The sequence below is a fragment of the Sandaracinus amylolyticus genome (genome assembly GCF_000737325.1).
GTDB lineage: Bacteria > Myxococcota_A > Polyangia > Polyangiales > Sandaracinaceae > Sandaracinus > Sandaracinus amylolyticus.
The window spans coordinates 8,734,798-8,754,043 of sequence record NZ_CP011125.1 but is presented as its reverse complement, the minus strand read 5'-3'; the positions used below and the strand labels follow the sequence as shown (position 1 = coordinate 8,754,043).

At 71.2% G+C, this 19,246-nt stretch carries 20 protein-coding genes; 13 read left to right on the top strand and 7 right to left on the bottom strand.

Annotation, left to right across the window (positions count from 1 at the left end; all coding sequences use genetic code 11):
- Positions 1-25 precede the first annotated feature (25 nt).
- Positions 26-610: a Uma2 family endonuclease gene (locus DB32_RS36850; RefSeq protein ID WP_053237338.1), complete on the top strand. Its 585-nt coding sequence runs from the start codon at positions 26-28 to the stop codon at positions 608-610.
- Here DB32_RS36850 and DB32_RS36845 read toward each other — a convergent pair.
- Positions 600-1,316: a class I SAM-dependent methyltransferase gene (locus DB32_RS36845; RefSeq protein WP_053237337.1), complete on the bottom strand. Its 717-nt coding sequence runs from the start codon at positions 1,314-1,316 to the stop codon at positions 600-602. The genes DB32_RS36850 and DB32_RS36845 overlap by 11 nt on opposite strands.
- Positions 1,317-1,409: 93 nt before the next feature.
- Here DB32_RS36845 and DB32_RS36840 point away from each other — a divergent pair, with 93 nt between their 5' ends.
- The 6 genes from DB32_RS36840 to DB32_RS36815 all read left to right on the top strand — a co-directional run bounded on the left by DB32_RS36840 (position 1,410) and on the right by DB32_RS36815 (position 5,159).
- On the top strand, positions 1,410-1,784 hold the full coding sequence (locus tag DB32_RS36840; protein WP_053237336.1) for a YciI family protein: 375 nt from the start codon (positions 1,410-1,412) through the stop codon (positions 1,782-1,784).
- Positions 1,781-3,034, top strand: a complete 1,254-nt coding sequence (locus tag DB32_RS36835; RefSeq protein ID WP_053237335.1) for an RNA polymerase sigma factor — start codon at positions 1,781-1,783, stop codon at positions 3,032-3,034. The genes DB32_RS36840 and DB32_RS36835 overlap by 4 nt, the downstream gene beginning before the upstream one ends.
- An 81-nt stretch (positions 3,035-3,115) precedes the next feature.
- A complete protein-coding gene (locus tag DB32_RS36830; protein WP_053237334.1) occupies positions 3,116-3,544 on the top strand; it encodes a VOC family protein in 429 nt (142 codons plus the stop codon).
- Positions 3,545-3,557: 13 nt separating this feature from the next.
- On the top strand, positions 3,558-3,965 hold the full coding sequence (locus DB32_RS36825) for a DoxX family protein (protein ID WP_053237333.1): 408 nt from the start codon (positions 3,558-3,560) through the stop codon (positions 3,963-3,965).
- A gap of 1 nt (position 3,966) precedes the next feature.
- A complete protein-coding gene (locus DB32_RS36820; RefSeq protein ID WP_053237332.1) occupies positions 3,967-4,380 on the top strand; it encodes a hypothetical protein in 414 nt (137 codons plus the stop codon).
- Positions 4,377-5,159, top strand: a complete 783-nt coding sequence (locus tag DB32_RS36815) for an alpha/beta fold hydrolase (protein WP_053237331.1) — start codon at positions 4,377-4,379, stop codon at positions 5,157-5,159. The genes DB32_RS36820 and DB32_RS36815 overlap by 4 nt, the downstream gene beginning before the upstream one ends.
- Before the next feature lie 78 nt (positions 5,160-5,237).
- Here the strand turns inward: DB32_RS36815 and DB32_RS36810 are convergent, their stop codons facing one another.
- Together DB32_RS36810 and DB32_RS36805 are read right to left on the bottom strand one after the other, a co-directional pair.
- Entirely contained in the window at positions 5,238-5,954 is a 717-nt protein-coding gene (locus DB32_RS36810; protein ID WP_053237330.1) for a hypothetical protein, read from the bottom strand.
- Positions 5,955-6,031: 77 nt separating this feature from the next.
- Positions 6,032-6,820: a hypothetical protein gene (locus DB32_RS36805; protein ID WP_053237329.1), complete on the bottom strand. Its 789-nt coding sequence runs from the start codon at positions 6,818-6,820 to the stop codon at positions 6,032-6,034.
- Between the two features lie 435 nt (positions 6,821-7,255).
- Here DB32_RS36805 and DB32_RS36800 point away from each other — a divergent pair, with 435 nt between their 5' ends.
- Positions 7,256-8,404 (top strand): hypothetical protein, encoded by a 1,149-nt coding sequence (locus DB32_RS36800; protein ID WP_157069874.1) that lies wholly within the window; start codon positions 7,256-7,258, stop codon positions 8,402-8,404.
- A gap of 91 nt (positions 8,405-8,495) precedes the next feature.
- Here the strand turns inward: DB32_RS36800 and DB32_RS36795 are convergent, their stop codons facing one another.
- Positions 8,496-11,144: a DNA translocase FtsK gene (locus DB32_RS36795; protein WP_083458246.1), complete on the bottom strand. Its 2,649-nt coding sequence runs from the start codon at positions 11,142-11,144 to the stop codon at positions 8,496-8,498.
- A gap of 131 nt (positions 11,145-11,275) precedes the next feature.
- Between DB32_RS36795 and DB32_RS36790 the strand changes: the two genes are divergently transcribed.
- Genes DB32_RS36790 through DB32_RS36770 form a run of 5 tightly spaced genes read left to right on the top strand, consistent with a single transcriptional unit; the run spans position 11,276 to position 15,922 of the window.
- Positions 11,276-12,118 (top strand): hypothetical protein, encoded by an 843-nt coding sequence (locus DB32_RS36790; protein ID WP_157069872.1) that lies wholly within the window; start codon positions 11,276-11,278, stop codon positions 12,116-12,118.
- 15 nt (positions 12,119-12,133) lie between these two features.
- Positions 12,134-12,922: a DUF4129 domain-containing protein gene (locus tag DB32_RS36785; protein ID WP_053237325.1), complete on the top strand. Its 789-nt coding sequence runs from the start codon at positions 12,134-12,136 to the stop codon at positions 12,920-12,922.
- Positions 12,919-14,151 (top strand): hypothetical protein, encoded by a 1,233-nt coding sequence (locus tag DB32_RS36780; protein WP_053237324.1) that lies wholly within the window; start codon positions 12,919-12,921, stop codon positions 14,149-14,151. Before DB32_RS36785 ends, DB32_RS36780 begins: the two co-directional genes overlap by 4 nt.
- Positions 14,148-15,104, top strand: a complete 957-nt coding sequence (locus DB32_RS36775) for an AAA family ATPase (RefSeq protein WP_053237323.1) — start codon at positions 14,148-14,150, stop codon at positions 15,102-15,104. Before DB32_RS36780 ends, DB32_RS36775 begins: the two co-directional genes overlap by 4 nt.
- Entirely contained in the window at positions 15,104-15,922 is an 819-nt protein-coding gene (locus DB32_RS36770; protein WP_053237322.1) for a hypothetical protein, read from the top strand. The genes DB32_RS36775 and DB32_RS36770 overlap by 1 nt, the downstream gene beginning before the upstream one ends.
- A gap of 3 nt (positions 15,923-15,925) precedes the next feature.
- Here DB32_RS36770 and DB32_RS36765 read toward each other — a convergent pair whose 3' ends face one another.
- The 3 genes from DB32_RS36765 to DB32_RS36755 form a co-directional block, all read right to left on the bottom strand.
- On the bottom strand, positions 15,926-16,360 hold the full coding sequence (locus DB32_RS36765; protein ID WP_157069870.1) for a hypothetical protein: 435 nt from the start codon (positions 16,358-16,360) through the stop codon (positions 15,926-15,928).
- Positions 16,357-17,130 carry a TrmH family RNA methyltransferase gene (locus DB32_RS36760; RefSeq protein WP_053237320.1) on the bottom strand — a complete coding sequence of 258 codons (774 nt, stop codon included), beginning with the start codon at positions 17,128-17,130 and terminating at the stop codon, positions 16,357-16,359. The genes DB32_RS36765 and DB32_RS36760 overlap by 4 nt, the downstream gene beginning before the upstream one ends.
- Before the next feature lie 163 nt (positions 17,131-17,293).
- On the bottom strand, positions 17,294-19,168 hold the full coding sequence (locus tag DB32_RS36755) for a DUF4215 domain-containing protein (protein ID WP_053237319.1): 1,875 nt from the start codon (positions 19,166-19,168) through the stop codon (positions 17,294-17,296).
- Positions 19,169-19,246: the final 78 nt, after the last annotated feature.

Below are 19,246 nucleotides of genomic sequence, written 5' to 3'. Positions count from 1 at the left end.
CGCATCGGCGGATAGACTGCCCACGATGGCAGGCGGCGCAGCCACGCTCGTGCGCATGACGCGAGAGCAGTACCTCGCGGCCGAGCGTGCCAGCTCCGAGAAGCACATCCTCTGGGACGGCGCGGTGTACGCGATGGCCGGCGCATCGCTCGCGCACAACGCGATCGTCGCGAACCTGGTCATCGCGCTGGGCACGCGCCTCGATCGGAGCGCGTGCCGGCCTTACCCGTCCGACCTCCGCGTGCGGATCCCGGGCAGCGATCGATACGTGTACCCCGATGCCACCGTGGTCTGCGGTCGAGCGCAGCTGGAAGACGAGCACCACGACGTGCTGCTGAACCCGACGGTCGTGATCGAGGTGCTCTCCGCGGGGACCGAGGCGTTCGACCGCGGCGAGAAGTTCGCCGCGTATCGCACGATCACGAGCATGCAGTCGTTCGTTCTGATCTCGCAGGACCAGCAGCGCGTCGAGATCTACACGCGAGGCCCCGAAGGGGTGTGGAGCTTCCGCGAGCATCGCGGAGGCGACGTGACGCTCGCGCTCGGGAACGAGCGAACCGTCGCGCTGCCGATCGACGCGCTCTACGCAGGCGTCGAGCTCAGCGGCTGACGCGCGCCGCCACGAACAGCACGTACCCGTACTCGCCGCGCGTCGCGCGCCACAGCGCGATCTCGCGGCGCGCGCTCTCGATCGCCTCGTTCATCGAGGGATCGGCAGCGAGCGCGTCGCAGCGGGCCTCGAGCGGTGCGTAGTAAGCGTCCCACGCGCGCTCGGGCAGCACGATCGTCTCGATCACCGCGAAGCCTGCGTTCTCGGCGCGGCATCTCGCGCCCTCGACGTCGGTCATGTCGGGGTACGCCTCGGCCCAGAACGCGCGCGCTGTATCGGTCCGCTCGTCGCGCAGCCAGCACAGCTCGCTCACCACCGCGTGGGCACCCGGCTTCACGACGCGCCGCCACGAGCGCAGCGCCGACTCGAAGCCCATCACGTACGCCGCGCCCTCGGACCAGATCAGATCGACGCTCTCGTCCGGGTCCGAGAGCGCGTCCATCGACTCGACGCGCGTCCGCAGGCTCGGCGGTGCGTCGCGCATCGCCTCCTCGAGGAAGGGCACGTGCACGTCGATCGCGACGACCTCCGCGTCGGGCACCGCGCTCGCGATCATGCGCGCGCTGCGCCCGGTGCCGGCGCCGACGTCGAGCACCCGCGCCCCCGGCGGCAGCGGCATCACCCGGCGCAGCGCCGCCCGCGACGTCTCCTCGTCGCCGGGCGCCAGCAGCGCGAGGCCTTCGTAGAGCCGGAAGAGCGCGTCCATCGAGGCGATCTGCCACGGGACGCAGATTCTGAAAATCGTCTGTCGGCGCCGGCCATACTCGTTCGTCTTACGAAAGGACGAGGTGCGACTCCGATGCTCTACGCGATCCTCTGTTACGACTCGGAAGAGGTCGTCGAGGCCTGGACGAAGGATCAGGACGACGCCGTGATGAAGCGGCTCGGTGCGGTCCAGGACGAGCTGCGCGCGAAGGGACGCCTCGGCCCGGTCGCGCGCCTGATGCCCACCACCGCCGCGACCTCGCTGCGCAAGGGTCGCGAGACGATCGTGATGGACGGCCCCTTCGCCGAGACGAAGGAGCAGCTCCTCGGCTTCTACGTCGTCGAGTGCGAGTCGCTCGAGGAGGCGATCGACACCGCGAAGAAGCTCGGCGGTGCGAGCGGGAGCCACGGCACGTTCGAGATCCGCCCGCTGCGCTACTTCGCACCGAACGGGAGCAGCCCGACGTGAGCGAGCTCGCGTGGATCGGCACGGCGCTCGGCGCGGCGCGACCTCAGGTCGTCGGCGCGCTGCTGCGTTACTTCCGTGATCTCGACCTCGCCGAAGAGGCGTATCAGGAAGCGTGCCTCCGCGCGCTCAAGAATTGGCCGCAGAACGGGCCGCCGCGCGATCCCGCGTCGTGGCTCATCTTCGTCGGGCGCAACGCCGCGATGGACGTCGTGCGGCGCCGCAAGAAGCAGCGCGACCTCCCCGACGAGGACGCGATCTCCGACACCGACGACGCCGAGACGTCGCTCGCGGAAGGGCTCGACGGAGCGCAGTACCGCGACGACGTCCTGCGTCTGCTCTTCATCTGCGTTCACCCGGAGATCCCCGCGACGCAGCAGATCGCGCTCGCGCTGCGCATCGTGTGTGGGCTCTCGGTGCCGCAGATCGCGCGCGCGTTCCTCGTCAGCGAGGCCGCGATGGAGCAGCGCATCACGCGCGCGAAGGCGCGCATCGCGGACGCGAACGTGCCGTACGAGACGCCCGGCGCGCCCGAGCGCGCGGAGCGCCTGAGCGCGGTCGCGTCGGTGCTCTACCTGATGTTCAACGAGGGCTACTCCGCGCCGAACGGCGAGAGCGCGAGCGCGCGCGCTCCGCTGTGCGACGAGGCGATCCGTCTCGCGCGCATCTTGATGCGCCTGTTCCGCCACGAGCCCGAGATCATGGGGCTCACCTCGCTCTTCTTGCTGCAGCACGCGCGCAGCGCGGCGCGCTTCGACGCGCACGGCGAGATCGTCCTGCTCGAGGCGCAGGATCGCAGCCGCTGGGATCGCGCGCTGATCGACGAGGGCCTCGCGCTGCTCGACAAGGCGCTGCGCCATCGTCGTCCCGATCCGTATCAGGTGCAGGCCGCGATCGCGGCGCTCCACGCGCGCGCGTCGCGCCCCGAGGACACCGACTGGGCGCAGATCGATCGGCTCTACGCGACGCTCGAGCGACTCGCTCCGTCGCCCGTGATCACGCTGAACCGCGCGGTCGCGGTGTCGAAGACGCGCGGCGCGGCGGACGCGCTCGCGATGATCGAGCCCCTCGCGCCGAAGCTCTCCGGGTACTTCCACTTCTTCGGGCTGAAGGGCGCGCTGCTCCTGCAGCTCGGACGCGACGCCGAGGCGCGCACCGCGTTCGGCCAGGCGATCGCGCTCGCGCGCACCCCCGCGGAGGCGGCCCACATCCGGATGCACCTCGACCGTCTCCAGGCCGACGCGAAGGGCTGAGCGCCAAAAAACAAAAAAGACGGGATCGAGTGTCGGGACGGCCCGGGCTCGTTCGTCCTCGGAGCACACAAGGAGGCTCCGATGACGATCCAGCAGGTCGATCCCTACCTCTCGTTCGACGGTGATGCCGCGGCCGCGATCGCGCTCTACGAGCGCGCGCTCGGCGCGCAGGTCGAGCGGATCATGCGCTACGGCGACGTGAAGGAGTTCGCGTCGGTGCCGGGCCATGCGGCGCGCGTGATGCACTGCGTGCTCCGCCTCGGCGCGTCGCGCGTCCTGCTCAGCGATGCACCGCCCGGCATGGAGGTCGCGACGGCGAGCCGCGTCCACGTGTCGCTCGACTTCGACGACGCCGCCGAGGCCGCTGCGAAGTTCGACGCGCTCGCCGCGGGCGGGCGCGTGCTCTACCCGCTCCACGACACGTTCTTCGGCGCGAAGCTCGGTGGGCTCACCGATCGCTTCGGCATCTCGTGGACGTTCCACTGCGCCGCCGCGCCGACCAAGGCCTGAAGGAGAGACGAACATGGACATCGCACTCACGCAGCAGCAGCCCGTCTCGATCGCGCCGACGAAGGCGCGCCTCTGGACCGGACGCATCCTCGGTGGGCTCGCCGCCCTGTTCCTGCTCGTCGACGGGCTCGTGAAGTTCACGACCGTCGAGGGCGTCGTCGAGGCGCACGCGCGGCTCGGCATCCCGATGCACCTCGCGCCGGTGATCGGCGCGCTCGAGCTCGCGTGCCTCGCGCTCTACCTCGTGCCGCGCACGTCGTTGCTCGGTGCGCTCGCGTTCACCGGGTTCCTCGGCGGCGCGGTCGCGATCCACGTGCGCAGCGAGACGCCGTTCTGGTTCCCGCTGGTGATCGCCGCGATGCTCTGGGGCTCGCTCGCCCTGCGCGACGCGCGCGTGATCGCGCTCTTGCGAGGGAAGTGAGATGAGCACCTCGCTCACGCTCGTCCCGTCGGCGCTGCGCAGCACGCGCGCCGTGCTCGCCGGCGCGCTCGTCGTGGCGGTGGTGTCGACCGCGATCGACATGGTGCTGCACGCGACCGGGATCTATCCGCCGCTCGGACAGCCGATGGCGGAGCCGCTGTTCGTGCTCGCGCTCGGCTATCGAGTCGTCGTGAGCGTCGCGGGCGGGTGGCTCACCGCGCGTCTCGCGCCCGCGCGACCGATGACGCACGTCGGGGTGCTCGGCGCGATCGGGCTGCTCGCGGGCACCGTCGGCGCGATCGCGACGTGGGACGCAGGCCCGGAATTCGGGCCGAAGTGGTACGGAGTCGCGGTCGCCGCGACGGCGCTGCCGAGCGTGTGGCTGGGCGGTCTCCTTCGCGGAGCGCGCGCATGACGAGCTTCGTCACGTCGAAGGACGGCACGCGCATCGCGTTCGATCGTCGCGGGCGAGGCGCCCCGGTGATCGTCGTGGGAGGCATCCTGTGTGATCGCGATCGCACCCGCCCGCTCGCGCACGAGCTCGCGAGCCGGCTGACGGCGATCGACTACGACCGTCGCGGTCGCGGCGAGAGCGGCAATCGAGCGCCGTGCTCGCTCGAGCGCGAGATCGAGGACATCGCCGCGCTGATCGCCGAGGTCGGTGGGAGCGCGGCGGTCTACGGTCACTCGTCGGGCGCGGCGCTCGCGCTGAACGCTGCGGTGCGCGGGCTCGCGATCACCAAGCTCGTGCTGCACGAGCCCCCGTACGGCGGAGACGACGACGAGAGCGTGCGCGGCGCGCGAGGGCTCGCGGAGCAGGTGCGCGACCTGCTGCACGAGGACCGGCGCGCCGAGGCGATCACGACGTTCCTCGGCGCGGCAGGGGTCCCGCCCGAGATGATCGAGGCGATGGCGCGCGACCCGAAGATGCTCGCGATGGCGCCCACGATGCTCCACGACTTCGAGGTGATGGGCGAGCTGCGAACCGGCGGCGTCATCCCGCGCGAGCTGGTGCGCGCGATCCGGATCCCGACGCTCGTGCTCGCAGGCACCGAGAGCGCGCCGTTCTTCCGCGACACCGCGAAGCGCATCGCGGAGCTGCTCCCCGACGGACGCTACCAAGTGCTCGACGGGCAGGACCACGGCGCCGCGCCCGACGTGGTCGCGCCGATCGTCGCGACGTTCGTCGCCTGAGCCCGCTCGACGCAGCGACTGGAGCCGGCCGACGCATCTCGCGCGCGGAACGAGCGATTCGCGCCGCGTCGATCGCGCTCACAGCGTCGGGATGTGCTCGGGGAAGCTGCGGTGCGCGACGAGCCCGTGCGCGAACAGCGCCTCGAGCATCGCGCAGCGATCGGGCTCTTCCTGCGGGCTGCACGCGAGCCACTCGCTGCGCAGCGCATCGAGGTCGACGAGATCGTCGTCGCGCGGCCGCAGCGCGCCCGACACGAACGCGTCGGTGAAGTCGATCGTCTCGTCGCGCTCCTCGCTGCGGTGGCACCCGCCGCACGTCGTGCCGGTCTCGTAGAGAACGCGCTCGTAGGGCGCCGCGCTCGAGACCGGCGTCGCGATCGGCATGTGCAGCTCGGCCTTTCGGCTCCGCGTCTCCTCGACGAACTCGGACATCTCGAGCAGCGGCGCGCCTTCGCCATCGGGCACGATCGAGAGCACGAGATCACCGACGAACAGGAAGATGCGCGGGCTGCGCTCGCCGAACGCCGGCTGCGCGCTCACGCGGCTGAGCGTCGCCTCGACGTAGAGCGGCCGATCGAGCGCCTCGAGGAAGCACGGGATCGTCACGGGCGAGGGCAGCGCGTTGATCAGCGCGACGACCTCGTCGATGGTGCGCGGTGACGCGCTCACGCCCTCGGGCGCGACGCAGCGCGTGCTCGTCGATGCATCCCTCGAAGCCGAGGCATCACTCGTCGCGCGAGGCGCCGGAGAACAGCCGACGAGCACGAGCATCAGGAGCGCGAACGAACGAACCATCGAGGCGCGATCGTGCCGAGAGTTGCACCCATTTCAAGCGCACCTCACGGCACACCCGCGCCCCGATTCGACCGCGATCACGAGACCGGCGGCGTCGGCGGCAGCGGCTCGTCCGGGTCGTCGTCGCCGGGCGTCGGCTCGACCTGCGGCTGATCGGCGCTCGCACGCGTCGACGCGCGGTAGGCGTCGAGCGGCCCCACCGCGCGCCGGAACCGCGCGACCGACGCCTCGTCGTCCTCGTCGAGCTCCGCGACCAGCACGCGGCTGTAGGCCGCGACCGACTTCATCGTGCGCGCGATCGCGTCCTGCACCGCCGTCGTGCTCGGCACCTCGGGCGTCGAGCGGCCGAGCCCCAGCACCTCGCCGAGGGCAGCGTGGGTGATGCGCACGCCGTCGAGGAACGGCGCGCCCGCGATCGCGATCACGTCGCGCTCGACGCGCTCTACGATCTTCGCGAGACGCGTCTCGCCCTCGAAGAACGCGGTGTCGTAGTTGCCCGCGACGAACACGAGCCCGTTCGGGAAGATCGACTCGATCAGCTCCGCCGCGCGCGGCGCGAGCGGATACACGTCGGTCGCGAGCTTGGTGCCGGCGTCGAGACGCGCGTGCAGCGCGCTCCACGCACGTGCGTGCGCGAGGCCGAACGGCCGACTGCGCGCCGGGCTGGCCGCGTCGCGCTCCTGGATGACGACGCGCAGCGCCTCGCCGTCGGTGCGCATCTGCCGGAGCACGCGGCGCAGCAGCGGCGAGGGATCGGCGGGCGCGTGTTTGATGAGGCGCCGCACCAGCAGCACGCCGGAAGGCCCGTCGAAGCGGGGCGAGTGGAAGTAGATCGGACTGTCGTTCGGAAGGATGCCCACGGCCATGTCTCCTCGAGGTCGAGAGGGGAGGGCACGGGGCCGAGGTGCCCCGCGCAGATGGCCCTTCGTCGGACCGAGCGGGCGACCGTTGCGCGACCGACGTCGATTTCGGAGCGTGATGGTTCGACCCACCGACCAACGAGCTCGATTGGGGCGAACGAAGGGTCGACCCATCACACGTCGAGCTGGACTGAGTCGCCCGAAGGGTCGACCCGTCGCGGTTCGAGCTGGACTGGGTCGCCCGAAGAGTCGACCCATCGAACGTCGAGCTGGATTGAGTCGCCCGGAGGGCCGACCCATCGCGATTCGAGCTGGACTGGTCGCCCGAAGGGTCGACCCATCGAGGCACGAGCTGGACGCATCGACGAACATCCGGATTGGTGCTTTCGCGCTACGACTTCGGGACGATCGGGAACACGCGCCGATGTAGGGAAGGAGCCGATGGCGAGCTGCAAGGAGAGGGCCCGCCCCGCACCGACGACGGCACGCAGCGAGACTCGCACGGTGCGCGAAATGGCGAGCCGTGCCGTCGCGGGCCTGCTGGCTGTTTCCGTGCTCGCGTGCGGTTCCGGATCGCATCGGGTCTGTGTGCCGCCGTCAGCCGTCGTGGCGCTGCCCGTCGGCCACGCACCCGTGGTCGCGATCGATGGCCCGAGCGCTGGACCCGGCATTCCGATGGCCGTCGGTCGGACGCACGTGTTGGTCGCGGAGCCCGAGGGCGCGACTCAGCTCGTGCTTCGCGACCTTCCCTCCATGCGTCCGGTCTGGCGGCTGAGTGTTCCAGCGGGCGTGTGGTCGGCCGACGTGGACGAGCCCGACGACGAGGTGGTCGTCTCCGCTCGTTCTGGCGAGATCATCCTCGTCCGCGGCGGAAGTGTTGCGTGGCGGCGCGCCGACGTCGCACCGGTCCGCGCGTCGTTCTTCGGGCCGTACGTTCTGGTCGACCGCGGCGGCATGCCGCCGTTGGTTCTTCGGAGCCTGGACGGTCGCGAAACGCAAGAGCCCGAAGGACAGCTCTTCGACCATGCGTACCCGTTCCTGATCACGGGACAGTTGGGGGTGCCCATGACGTCCGAGCACGTCAATGCGGTGTCACTCTGGCGCGCCGACGCAGGAAGAGGCCTCGCTGCGCTCTGGAGTCAGTCGGAGGTTCGACTGGCGCACTCGGCAGGGCACTGGGTCGCGGTGGAGCGCGGCGACGGGAACGTCATCGTGGACGCACGGACAGGCTCGGTGGCGTGCGTGATGCCACCCGAGTCCAACATTCAGCTGGAGAGTGATGGGGCAGAAGGCTTCTACGTGACGCTCGAGCACGACGTGTGTCGCTTCTCCGGTCGCGACTGGGAATGGTGCATCGATCGCGCAGGCGCGCTTCACGTGGAGCGATTCGGCGCAGACGCGATCTTGCTCGGGGAAGACGTGCGCCAGATCGACCGTGGATCCGGCGCGCTCGTCCGCCGCTTCGTTCTTCCGCCTGATTTCGTCTCGCTGTCACGCGATATCCGTGCGCGCCGGCTGCTCACCACGGACCGCTGCTTCATCGTGAGCGACGTCGCGATCGGATCCTACGTGCACCATTGTTCCCGATAGCAGCTCACGCACAGGCCGCCCCGATTCAGAGCGTGTCGAGGCCGTCGTTGCCTCGAGTCACCGCTCAGCTCAGGACCCCTCCGCACGCCGATCACAGTGCGTTGATCAACACCTCTCGGCGCCCACCCGCCTTGCCCGTCGCCGGCCCGACCACGCCCTCCGCTTCCATCTTCTCGACCAGCTTCGCGGCCTTGTTGTAGCCAATGCCCAGCTGCCGCTGGATGTGCGAGATCGAGCAGTATCCGGCCGTCGCCACGCACGCGACCGCGCGGTCATAAAGAGGATCGTCCGAGTGCGACGGACCGTCGTCGCCCAGCACCTCGCCGCTCTCTTCGTCGCGCGGCGCGAGGATCTTCTCGTCGTACACCGGCTTGCCCTGCTCGCGCAGGTGATCGCAGAGCCCCTGCACCTCGTGCTCCGACACGTACGCGCTGTGCACGCGGCGCAGGTCGCTCGCGCCCGGCGGGATCATCAGCATGTCCCCCTGACCGAGCAGGTGCTCCGCGCCGATGCGCCCGAGGATCGTCTTGCTGTCCTCGCGCTGGCTCACCTTGAACGCGATGCGCGCCGGGAAGTTCGCCTTGATCATGCCGGTGATCACGTCGACCGACGGACGCTGCGTCGCGAGGATCACGTGGATGCCCGCCGCGCGCGCCTTCTGCGCCAATCGCGCGATCGCCGCTTCCACGTCCTTCGCCGCGACCATCATCAGGTCCGCGAACTCGTCGACCACCACCACGACGTACGGCAGCTTCGTCGGCATCGGCACCGCGTCCGCGGCCTCGTCGTCGACGGGATTGAGATAGACGTCCTCGCCGTCGGCGCCGATCGCCTTCTGCTTGCCCGCCTTCTTCGGCGCGAGCTTCTCGGGCGCGAGCTCTCCGCGCAGCACCTTCTCGACGCGCTCGTTGTACGTCGTGATGTTGCGCGCGCCCGCGTCGGCGAAGAGCTGATATCGACGCTCCATCTCGTCGACTGCCCACCTCAGCGCGAGGCTGGCCTTCTTCATGTCGGTGACGACCGGAAGGAGCATGTGCGGGATCCCGTCGAACACCGCGAGCTCGACCACCTTCGGGTCGATCATCAACATCCGCACTTCTTCGGGCGTCCGCTTCATCAGCAGCGAGCAGAGCATCACGTTCAGACCGACGCTCTTGCCCGCGCCGGTCGCGCCCGCGACGAGCAGGTGCGGCATCTTCGCGAGATCGCCGTAGACCGGCTGGCCCGCGATGTCCTTGCCGAACGCGGTGGGCAGCGCGGCCTTCTCCGCGTTCTCCTCCCAGCGGCGATCCTCGAGGATGTCGCGCAGGAAGACGGTCTGTCGGTGCTTGTTCGGCAGCTCGAACCCGACGCGCGCCTTGCCCGGGATCGGCGCCACGATGCGGACCTTCTGCGCGGCGAGCGCCATCGCGAGATCGTCGGCGAGCCCCGCGATCTTGCTGACCTTCGTGCCGCTCTCGGGCTCGAGCTCGTACATCGTGACGACGGGCCCCGGGTGGATCTCGTCGACGCGGCCCTTCACGCCGTACGCCTCGAGCTTCTGCACCAGGCGCACCGCGTTGTTCTGCAGCGTCGCGGCGTCGATCTCGATCTGCTGCGACGGGGGCGAGTCGAGCAGCGAGGTGGGCGGCATCACGTACTCGCCCTTCTGTTCGATCTCGTCGCTCTCGCGCGCGGGCTCCTGCTTCACGACGTCGGCGCGCGGCGCGACGATCGTCGGGCCCTTCGCGACCGGCTCGGCCTTCGCAGCCACCGCGGGGGCGGGCTTGCTGGGGCGCTTGCTCGGCAGCGGGGGAGGGGCGGGCTCCTCGACCTCGTCCTCCTCGTATGCCTCCTCGGCGCTCGCGACGATCTCTTCCTCGTCTTCCTCTTCGATCACCGGCGCGGCCACGCGCGCGGCCTTCGCCGGCTTCGCGGCCGGCGTGGTGTCGATCGTCGCGGGCTTCTCCTTCTTCGCGCGCGACTTCTTCGCCTTCTTCTCGACGACGACGGGCTCGGGCGCGGGCTCGACCGGCGCGAGGTCCTCCTCGGCGATCGCTTCCTCTTCGAGCTCCTCGTCGGCCTCCGACTGCGACGCGCCTGGGACCACGATGCGCGGCGCGTTCCGCGCCGCTTCCTCCTCGCGCTCGCGACGCTCGATCTCGCGCGCTTCCTGCCACGCCTCCCAGACCGAGCTCGTCCACTCGCGCGCCGCGCTCGCGCCCGCGGCCGCGCCGCCGAACACCGTGCGCGCCGCGCCGACGATCGAGAACGACGTGCGCAGCACCATCGTCACCAGGATCACCGCGGTCCCGACGACGAACGCGCCGACGAGCCCGAGCAGCGAGCGCAGCACCTCGCCGAGCACCTCGCCGAACATGCCGCCCGGCAGGTGCCCACCGAGCACCTCTTCGCCCGGCATCGCGAGGTGCACCATCGCGCAGCCGACCAGCACGATCACGAGCGTGCTCGCGAGGTGCGCGAGGCCGACCGGCGAGCGACGTCGCTGGAAGAGACGAATCGTCAGCAGCGAGAGCTCGAACGGCACGACCCACGCGGCCGCGCCGAACGCGGTCGCCGCGATGTTGGCGATCCACTCGCCGACCGGGCCGATCCAGTTCTCGCCGCCGCGCGCGTCGTAGGTGTAGAGCGAGAGCGCGAGCAACGTGGTCGCCGCGCCGCTCAGGATGCCGAGCACCTCGTGACGACGTCCGCCCTCCGTCGTCGCCAGCACTCCGATGGTGGATTCGTGCGCACTCATGCCCACATCGCAGGGTGCCGTCACGAGGGTCGCGAGGTCAACTTTCTGGTGCCGCGAAAGCGCGTGGTTTTCCGGGGGTTCGCAGGTCGCCCGGCTTGGCGTGCGTGGAGCGCTCTGCTACGTCGGCCGCGATGGAGAACCAGACCTGGGGCGCGCCAAACGCGCCTCCCGCGCCCTTGGAGCTCGGCGACGCGATCGCCTCGACGTTCCGCGCCGTGGGGCAGAACCTCGTGCCCTTCCTCGTGATCTCCGCGATCGTCGTGCTGCCGACGGTGATCGTGCAGACGATCCTCGAGGTACTGATCTACAACGTGACCCAGCAGTCGCTGGCGTCGACGCGCCCCGAGGAAGCGCTCTCGATGCTCGGGCTGCTGAGCCTCGGCTACATCGGCGTGCTCGGGCTGATCATGCTCATGTACGCGTTCGGCCAGGGCGCGATCATGTACCTGACGGTCGAGAGCCTCGTCGGGCGCAAGGCGTCGGTCGGCGACGCGGTGCGCGCGGTGCTCGGCCGCATCGTGCCGCTGGTGATCGCGTCGTTCCTCGTCGCGTTCGTCACGGGCATCGGCGCGATGTTCTGCTTCGCGCCCGGCATCATCGCGTGGATCTGGCTGTCCGCGGCGCTGCCCGCGTGCCTCGTCGAGCGCCTCGGTCCGATCCAGTCGATGCAGCGCAGCATCGAGCTCACCGAGGGGCATCGGATGACGATCTTCCTGATCTTCCTCGTGCTCTTCGGCGGCTTCTTCGGCGTGACGCTGTGCGTCGCGATGCCGGCGCGCCTCGCCGGTGGGATGACGCCGGGCGCGATCCCGAACCCGCTCGACCCGCTGCAGCTCGCCGCGAAGCTCGTGATGTTCGTCGTGCAGCTCGGCTCGACGATGGTGCTCTCGGCCGCGATCGCGGTGGTCTACGCCAAGCTGCGCGGGCTGCGCGACGGCGTCGACGCGCAGGCGCTCGCGCGCGTGTTCGCATAGTCTCGCGCGTCGACGATGCGCGGCCTCGCCACGGTGATCGCTGCGGGCGCGAGCATCATGCTCGCGCTCGCAGTCGTTCCGGCGGCGGCGCAGGAGGATCCCGCGGCGGTTGCTGCGCGGGTGCGCGAGCAGGGCGGATATCCCGCGGACGTCACGGTGCTGGTGCCCGAGCACGAGTCGGGCGGCGCGCCCGAGGGGGCCGAGGGCGCGGGTCGCGGGCCGCGCGGCGAGACGTCGATCGACGGCGAGCGCGAGTCGCCCGATCCCGGGCCGCAGGTGGAGCTGCCCTTCGCGCGGCCGCTGATGGACTGGCTCGCGAGCGTGCTCGCGTCGCTCTCGGGGCCGCTCGGGTACGTGTTCCTCGCGCTGGGCCTCGCGGTGCTCGCGCTGGTGATCGTGTTCTTCGCGGCGAGCATGCGCTTCCGCGCGCCGCGCCTCGAGGCGAGCGCGCGCGACGAGAGCGTGGGCGAGGCCGCGATCGATCCGCTGCTGGTCGGCACCGGGGAGAGCGCGGACGCGCTCGCGGCGCAGGGCCGGTGGCGCGAGGCGATCCACGCGCTCTTCCTCGACTCGCTGGGGCGGGTCGGAGGCGCGGAGGGGCGCCATCGTTCGCGCACCGCGCGCGAGCTGGTCCGCGCGATCGACGGACGTCGTGCCGGGCGCGCGGAGCTCGAGTCGCTGCTCGATCTGACCGAGCGCGTGTGGTTCGGCGCGCGCGACGCCGACGAGACGCAGTTCCGGGATGCGCGCGCGCTCGCCGACGCGGTGCCGCGCGGCGCGGTGATCGAGGAGGACGCGTCGTGAGCGATCGCGCGCTCTTCGGGGATCGCGTGCGCCGCGTGGTGATCGCGGTCGCGGTGATGTCGCTCGTCGCGACCGTCGGCGCGCTGGTGTTCGGGCGACGGCTCACGACGCCCGAGGCGCAGCCGCGCGACTCGTACGGCGCGGGCGCGCTCGGACATCGCGCGTTCCTCGAGACGATGCGCGCGCTCGGCGTGCGGGTGCAGCGCTGGACGCGCCCCGAGTGGGACTCGGTGAGCGCGCCGCTGTGGATCATCGAGCCGAACCAGCCGTGGGTGATGGTGCAGTCGCGCACCACGACGCTCGGCGAGCTGGTGCGCGCGCGCGCCGACGCGGAGCGGGTGACCGTGATCGTGCTCCCGAAGTGGCAGCCCGGGATGCTCGGGATGGTCGCCGACGAGGACGCGATCGAGATCGCGGCGATCCTCACGGAGCTGCCCTTCGCGGTCTCGCTGGTGCGCGGTCCGATCGAGGACGACTGGCGCACCATCGACGCGCACGAGCTCGCGCGCGACGCGACGCGACGTCTCGAGCTGCGCTGGCCGCAGCGCGTGCAGGGCGGCGTGCCGGTGCTCTGGGACGACGAGGGCAGCTTCGTCGTGCGCGACGACAAGGCGCTGATCTACGTGGTGTCCGATCCCGATCTGCTGCACTCGTTCAACCTGCAGCGGGGCGCGCACGCCGCGCTCTGGCGCGACTTCACGCGCGACACGCTGCACGCCGAGGACATCGTGATCGACGAGGTCTTCCACGGCGCGGTGCGCACGCGATCGCTGCCCGAGCTCTTCGGGCGATGGCCCGGCGTGCTGGTGCTGGTGCACGGCGCGATCGTGGCGCTCGTCGTGCTGCTGATGGGACGGCGTCGGTTCGGCCCGCCGGATCCGATCCCCGAGGCGCTCGGTCGCGGGCCGCGCGAGGTGATCGACGTCGCGGCATCGGTGCTGGCGAACGGCTCGCGCGAGACGACGCTCGCGCTGCGCTACGTCGAGGACGTGATCGCCGACCTGCATCGGCGGCTCGGGCTGAGCGAGGCCGCGACGGCCGACGCGCGCGCGGCGCTGATCGATCAGGCCGCGGAGCGACGGCGTGTGGGCGCGAGCGCGGCGAAGCTGCTCGCGGACGCGCGCGCGGTGGAGAAGACGCGGCGGCGGCGCGAGGCGCTGGTGATCGCGCGGCGCGCCGCGGAGCTGCGGGCGGCGCTGATGGGGACGAAGAAGGAGGAGCGGGCATGACCCCGGACGTGGTGCGGCATCACCTGCGCGCGCTGAGCGAGCAGATCGGGCGCGTGGTGTACGGCGCGGAGGAGCACACGCGCCTCGCGTTCGTGGCGATCGCGGTGCGCGGCCACGTGCTGCTCGAGGGCGTGCCGGGCACCGGCAAGACGCTCTTCGCGCAGTGCCTGAGCCGCGCGCTGGGCCTCCCGATGCGGCGCCTGCAGTGCACGCCCGATCTGATGCCCGGCGACGTGCTCGGCGCGAACGTCTTCGACTTCCGGACCCAGACGTTCCACCTGACGCAGGGCCCGGTGTTCACCGAGGTCCTGCTCGCCGACGAGATCAACCGCACGCCGCCGAAGACGCAGAGCGCGCTGCTCGAGGCGATGCAGGAGCGCAGCGTCACGATCGACGGCACGACGCACTCGCTCTCCGAGCGCTTCACGGTGATCGCGACGCAGAACCCGGTGGAGCAGGAGGGCACGTACCCGCTGCCCGAGGCGCAGCTCGATCGCTTCTTGTTCAAGCTCGACGTGGGCTATCCCGCGTTCGAGCAGGAGCTGCGCGCGGTGCTCACGCACGGCGGGCAGGCGGGCATGCCGCCGATCGACGCGCTCGGGATCGAGCCGGTGATGGACCCGCAGCAGATCGATCAGCTGCGCACGATGCCGGGGCGCGTGCACCTCGACCCGAAGATCGGCGAGTACGTGGTCGGGCTCGCGCGCGCGACGCGACAGCACCCGGCGCTCGCGGTCGGGCTCTCGCCGCGCGCGGCGACGATGCTCGCGGCGGCGGCGCGCGCGGCGGCGCTCTGTGCCGGGCGCGACTTCGTGGTGCCCGACGACGTGAAGAGCCTGTTCGTGCCGCTCGCCCATCATCGCGTGGTGATCACGCCGAGCGCGGAGATGGAGGGCGTGCGCGTGGAGACGGCGCTCGCCGAGATCCTCGCGCAGATTGCGCCGCCCCGCTGATGATCGCCGACCGAGATCTCGACCTTGTCGCGCTCGCGCCGCTCGCGATGCCGCGGACGATCGCGACGAGCTGGCTGCGGCTCGTGGTGCGCGACGAGAGCGGCTGTGATCGCGGCGCGCGCACGCTCGACGCGTCCGACGCGCGGGTGTGGTGCGACGCGTCGTTCGCCGACGATCACGTGGTCGTGGTGATCGAGCAGACCGCGACCGGCGCCCAGCAGATCCAGGCGTTCCACGTCGAGACCGGCGCGCCCGCGGGGCTCCAGGTGGACGTCGGCGACGCGCGCATCGCGACGCATCCCGCGCTGCGCGAGGTGGTGATCGCGACGTCGCGCTCGCTCGCGGTGTGGGGCATCGACGGGACGCGGCGCGGCGAGTGGAGCGGTGTGTTCGTCGGCGAGAGCGCGCTCGGCGCGTCGATCGTGGTGCACGTCGACGAGGATCTGATCAGCGTGCTCGACCGCGCGCGCGGCGCGCGCCGGCACGTGCGGAACCCACGACGTCGCGACCCCGAGGTGGTCTCGCTCGATCCCGACGAGCAGCACGTCGACGTGGTGTGGAGCGGCGGCAAGGTCGATCGCATCTCGCTCGGCGACGGACACCTCGCGCCGCTCGGCCATCACCTCGGCGCGCGATGGATGGTGAGCCGGCCCGACCGCGTCTACACGGCGGACGAGCACGTCGTGATCGAGCGATGCGTGGTCAGCGGGGCGACCCGGGCGATCGACGGCGTGCGCGGACCGCTCGGGTGGGAGTCGGGGCGCGGCGTGCTCCTCGGCGTGTCGCGCGACGGGCGCGTCGTCGCGATCGACGGGTGACGATCACGACGCGAACGTGCCGACGCCGACCTCGCCGAGCAGCGCGGTGACCGGCGGATCGGGCGCGACGATGCCGCGAGCCGCGAGCTCGGCGACCGCGATCGTGTGGTTCGCGAGCTGGACGTGGTTCGGCGCCGCGCGGACGCGCACGCGCTGCTTCAGCTCGACGACGACGCAGCGGCGCAGCGCGCGCGGCGCCGACATGTCGACGACCACGAGATCGCCGCACGCGCGCAGCTGATCGCAGCGGAACACCCAGAGCTGGGTGCGCGCCGCGAGCAGCTCGCGCACGAAGCGACGCTCGTGGCTGTGCAGCCCGAAGCGGAATTCGAGCTCGCGCGGATCGCGCAGATCTCCGCGCGCACGCGCGATGCGCGCGACGTCGAGCCCGACGCGCAGCGCGCGGTGCGGGAGATGGAGGAGCCACGGCTCGGTCATGGCGTGCTCCTCGCGCGGAAGGCGTCCCACAGGATCACCGCCGCGGCGTTCGAGACGTTCAGCGAGTCGACCACGCCCGTCATCGGGATCGCGACGCGCTCGCTCGCCGCGCGCACCAGCTCGGGGTGCACGCCGCGCTTCTCGTTGCCGAGCACGACGATCGCGCGCTCGTCCGCGCGCCACGCACGATCGCCGTCGGGCACCAGCACGACGAGGCGACGTCCGAGCGCGCGCGCGAGCAGCTCGTCGCGCGTCGCGGCGCAGGTGGGCGTGTGGAAGAGCGCGCCCGTCGACGCGCGCAGGCACTTCGGGTGGGTGATCTTCTCGGCATCGCCGAGCACCACGACGCCCGCCGCGCCCCACGCGTTCGCGGTGCGGATCACCGCGCCGACGTTGCCGGGATCGCTCGGCGCGTCGAGCGCGACGACGAGCCCGCTCCGGCGGAGCACCTCGTCGAGCGTCGGCCACGCGGGCCGCACCACGGCGATCACTCCGTCCGCTTTGTACGAGATGCGCGAGAAGTCCCGCGCCGACAGGCGCGCACGAGGCACGCCCTCGCGCTCGAGCGCGGCCATCAGCTGTTGCGCTGCGGGCGCGTCGCCGCCGTGCTCCGGCGCATACGCGAGCGCGTCGAGCGCGACCCCCGCGCGGCGCGCGGAGAGCACCATCCGCACGCCCTCGAGGAGCAGCCTGCCTCGCGAGTCCATCCCCTTGCACGCGCGCAGCGCGAGCAAGTCGGCGAGGATCTCGCCGTACCGTGTCGTTGCCATGAACCGAGCCCACGTCGAGAGACCGAGTCTCGACCGAGCTCACGCGGGGACCGCCGCCGATGCGAAGGTCGGCGATCCCCAGAGCCCGGTCAGCGCGTGAGAGCGAGGGCGTTCATGGCGAGCGAGAGATGAGGGACGACGCGCGCTTCGTCAAATCCGATCATCACACGAGGGTCAGCTCGCACTCGGCATCACAACCGCTCGTGGGCGCGCCGTTCTCCTCGCCGGCATCGCACTCCTCGGCGCCCTGACGCACGCCGTCGCCGCACCGCGGGCCGGCCGTGCAGTCGGGATTGCAGCCGCCGTATCGACCGTCGTTGTCGGGGCCCTCGTCGCACTGCTCGACACCGCTCTCGACCGCGCCATCACCGCAGTACGGGCCGCGACTGCGGCAGTCCGCTCCGCAGCGCCCGTACTCGCCGGTGTTCATCCCGGGCCCGTCGTCGCAGAGCTCGTATCGCGTGACGATTCCGTCTCCGCACGTCCAGTCACAGCGCGACTCGCGGGTGACGAACCCCGAGAGCGTCAGTCGGAAATTCGACGCGCAACAGCGACGCTCGGCGTGGAACACGATCACTTCGTACACGCCGCCGACGGTGAGCCGATCGCGGCACTCGGTGACGATGGCGGTCTGTCGCGCATCTCCCGCGTTGGCCGGATTCGCGAAGTCCATCACCGCAGGGACCGCGGGGTGCAGCCCGCCGACGTCGAGGCACAGGTGCCCGTCGACGAACACCCACACATCGTCGTCACCGCGGAAGTCGAGGCGCTCGTCGCCCTGGTACTGGAACCAATAACGAATCTCCGTGGTGAACCCGTAGTTGTGGTCCTCCATGTACGTCTCGGGCGCGGTCGAGGTGGGCGAGTCCCAGCCCTGTCCGTCGAGCGGGAAGAACGCGGTGCTCGCGAACTCGTACTGATCGGTCGTGCCGACGCGCGTCAGCTCGATCGTCGACAGCACCGGCGTGTTGCGCGCGCTGTCGCGATACCAGTCGTGGAACGACTCGGTCGAGAGCGCGCCCGAGCCGCCGACCACGAGACCGCTGAACACCGGTCGTCGCTCTGCGTCGAGGGTGTCGCTGACCATGTCGAACGTGATTCCGTCGCCGCCGCGCGTGTTGAAGTCGGGGTGCGTCGGACTGCCCGCCTGATCGCCGCCGCGGAAGTCGCGATGCACGACGGGCAGTCGGATCGAGGGCGGCAGCGGTTGCTCGACGAGCGAGCACTCGAATCCGTCCTCTTCGTCGCACGTCGCGGAGCACCCGTCGCCGCTCAGCGTGTTGCCGTCGTCGCAGTCCTCGGCGGTGCCGGGGAGGATCACTCCGTCGCCGCACGTCGCGGCGCACGTGCCGCCCATGCACGAGGGCTCGTTGCGACACTCGTTGTCGCAGCCGTCATAAGCGCGGACGTTGCCGTCGTCACACTGCTCGACGCCTTGTCGCATTCCGTCGCCACACCGCGTCGGGGCGCACGCGGCGCCCGGCGTGGGGCAGTGATATCCGGGCTCGAGACGGCACTCCGCGCTGCATCCGGCGGTCGCGGCGCCGCCGTCGTCGCACTGCTCGAACCCCGCGACGATTCCGTCGCCGCAGCTCGCCGCCTGACACTCGAGGCCGGGGATCGTGCACGCCCATCCGTCCTCGACCTGACAGCTCGCATCACATCCGTCGCCGGCGTCGGCGTCGCCGTCGTCGCAGCGCTCCGGCGACTCCACCCTTCGGTCGCCGCACACGATCGCGCGACACGCGCCGCCGGCCGGCGGACAGCGGAATCCTTCTTCGACGACGCAGGTCTCCGAGCATCCGTCGCCGGGATCGGCGTCGCCGTCGTCGCACGCCTCGGTGATCCCGCGCATTCCGTCGCCGCACACGTCTCCGGCGTCGGTGCGCGGAAGCGCATCACGGGGCGGAACCGCGGCGTCGAGCGGCATGCCCGCGTCGAACGTGCCGAGCGCTCCGCCGCCGTCGGGCCCCGGCCTCGCTGGATCGTCGGGATCGCAGGCCGTGAGACACACGAACGAGAGCGATACGAAAGACACGCGGGACCACCACATGCCGGTGCGATATCGCGCCCCGTCGACCCGACTCCAACGGGTCCATCGCACTCACCTCCGGCG

Coding starts and splice junctions, on each gene's coding strand:
- DB32_RS36830 (WP_053237334.1), top strand. CDS start 3,116: ATGACGATCCAGCAGGTCGATCCCTACCTCTCGTTCGACGGTGATGCC.
- DB32_RS36825 (WP_053237333.1), top strand. CDS start 3,558: ATGGACATCGCACTCACGCAGCAGCAGCCCGTCTCGATCGCGCCGACG.
- DB32_RS36810 (WP_053237330.1), bottom strand. CDS start 5,954: ATGGTTCGTTCGTTCGCGCTCCTGATGCTCGTGCTCGTCGGCTGTTCT.
- DB32_RS36795 (WP_083458246.1), bottom strand. CDS start 11,144: ATGAGTGCGCACGAATCCACCATCGGAGTGCTGGCGACGACGGAGGGC.
- DB32_RS36850 (WP_053237338.1), top strand. CDS start 26: ATGGCAGGCGGCGCAGCCACGCTCGTGCGCATGACGCGAGAGCAGTAC.
- DB32_RS36770 (WP_053237322.1), top strand. CDS start 15,104: ATGATCGCCGACCGAGATCTCGACCTTGTCGCGCTCGCGCCGCTCGCG.
- DB32_RS36805 (WP_053237329.1), bottom strand. CDS start 6,820: ATGGCCGTGGGCATCCTTCCGAACGACAGTCCGATCTACTTCCACTCG.
- DB32_RS36800 (WP_157069874.1), top strand. CDS start 7,256: ATGGCGAGCTGCAAGGAGAGGGCCCGCCCCGCACCGACGACGGCACGC.
- DB32_RS36820 (WP_053237332.1), top strand. CDS start 3,967: ATGAGCACCTCGCTCACGCTCGTCCCGTCGGCGCTGCGCAGCACGCGC.
- DB32_RS36840 (WP_053237336.1), top strand. CDS start 1,410: ATGCTCTACGCGATCCTCTGTTACGACTCGGAAGAGGTCGTCGAGGCC.
- DB32_RS36790 (WP_157069872.1), top strand. CDS start 11,276: ATGGAGAACCAGACCTGGGGCGCGCCAAACGCGCCTCCCGCGCCCTTG.
- DB32_RS36765 (WP_157069870.1), bottom strand. CDS start 16,360: ATGACCGAGCCGTGGCTCCTCCATCTCCCGCACCGCGCGCTGCGCGTC.
- DB32_RS36815 (WP_053237331.1), top strand. CDS start 4,377: ATGACGAGCTTCGTCACGTCGAAGGACGGCACGCGCATCGCGTTCGAT.
- DB32_RS36775 (WP_053237323.1), top strand. CDS start 14,148: ATGACCCCGGACGTGGTGCGGCATCACCTGCGCGCGCTGAGCGAGCAG.
- DB32_RS36760 (WP_053237320.1), bottom strand. CDS start 17,130: ATGGCAACGACACGGTACGGCGAGATCCTCGCCGACTTGCTCGCGCTG.
- DB32_RS36845 (WP_053237337.1), bottom strand. CDS start 1,316: ATGGACGCGCTCTTCCGGCTCTACGAAGGCCTCGCGCTGCTGGCGCCC.
- DB32_RS36785 (WP_053237325.1), top strand. CDS start 12,134: ATGCGCGGCCTCGCCACGGTGATCGCTGCGGGCGCGAGCATCATGCTC.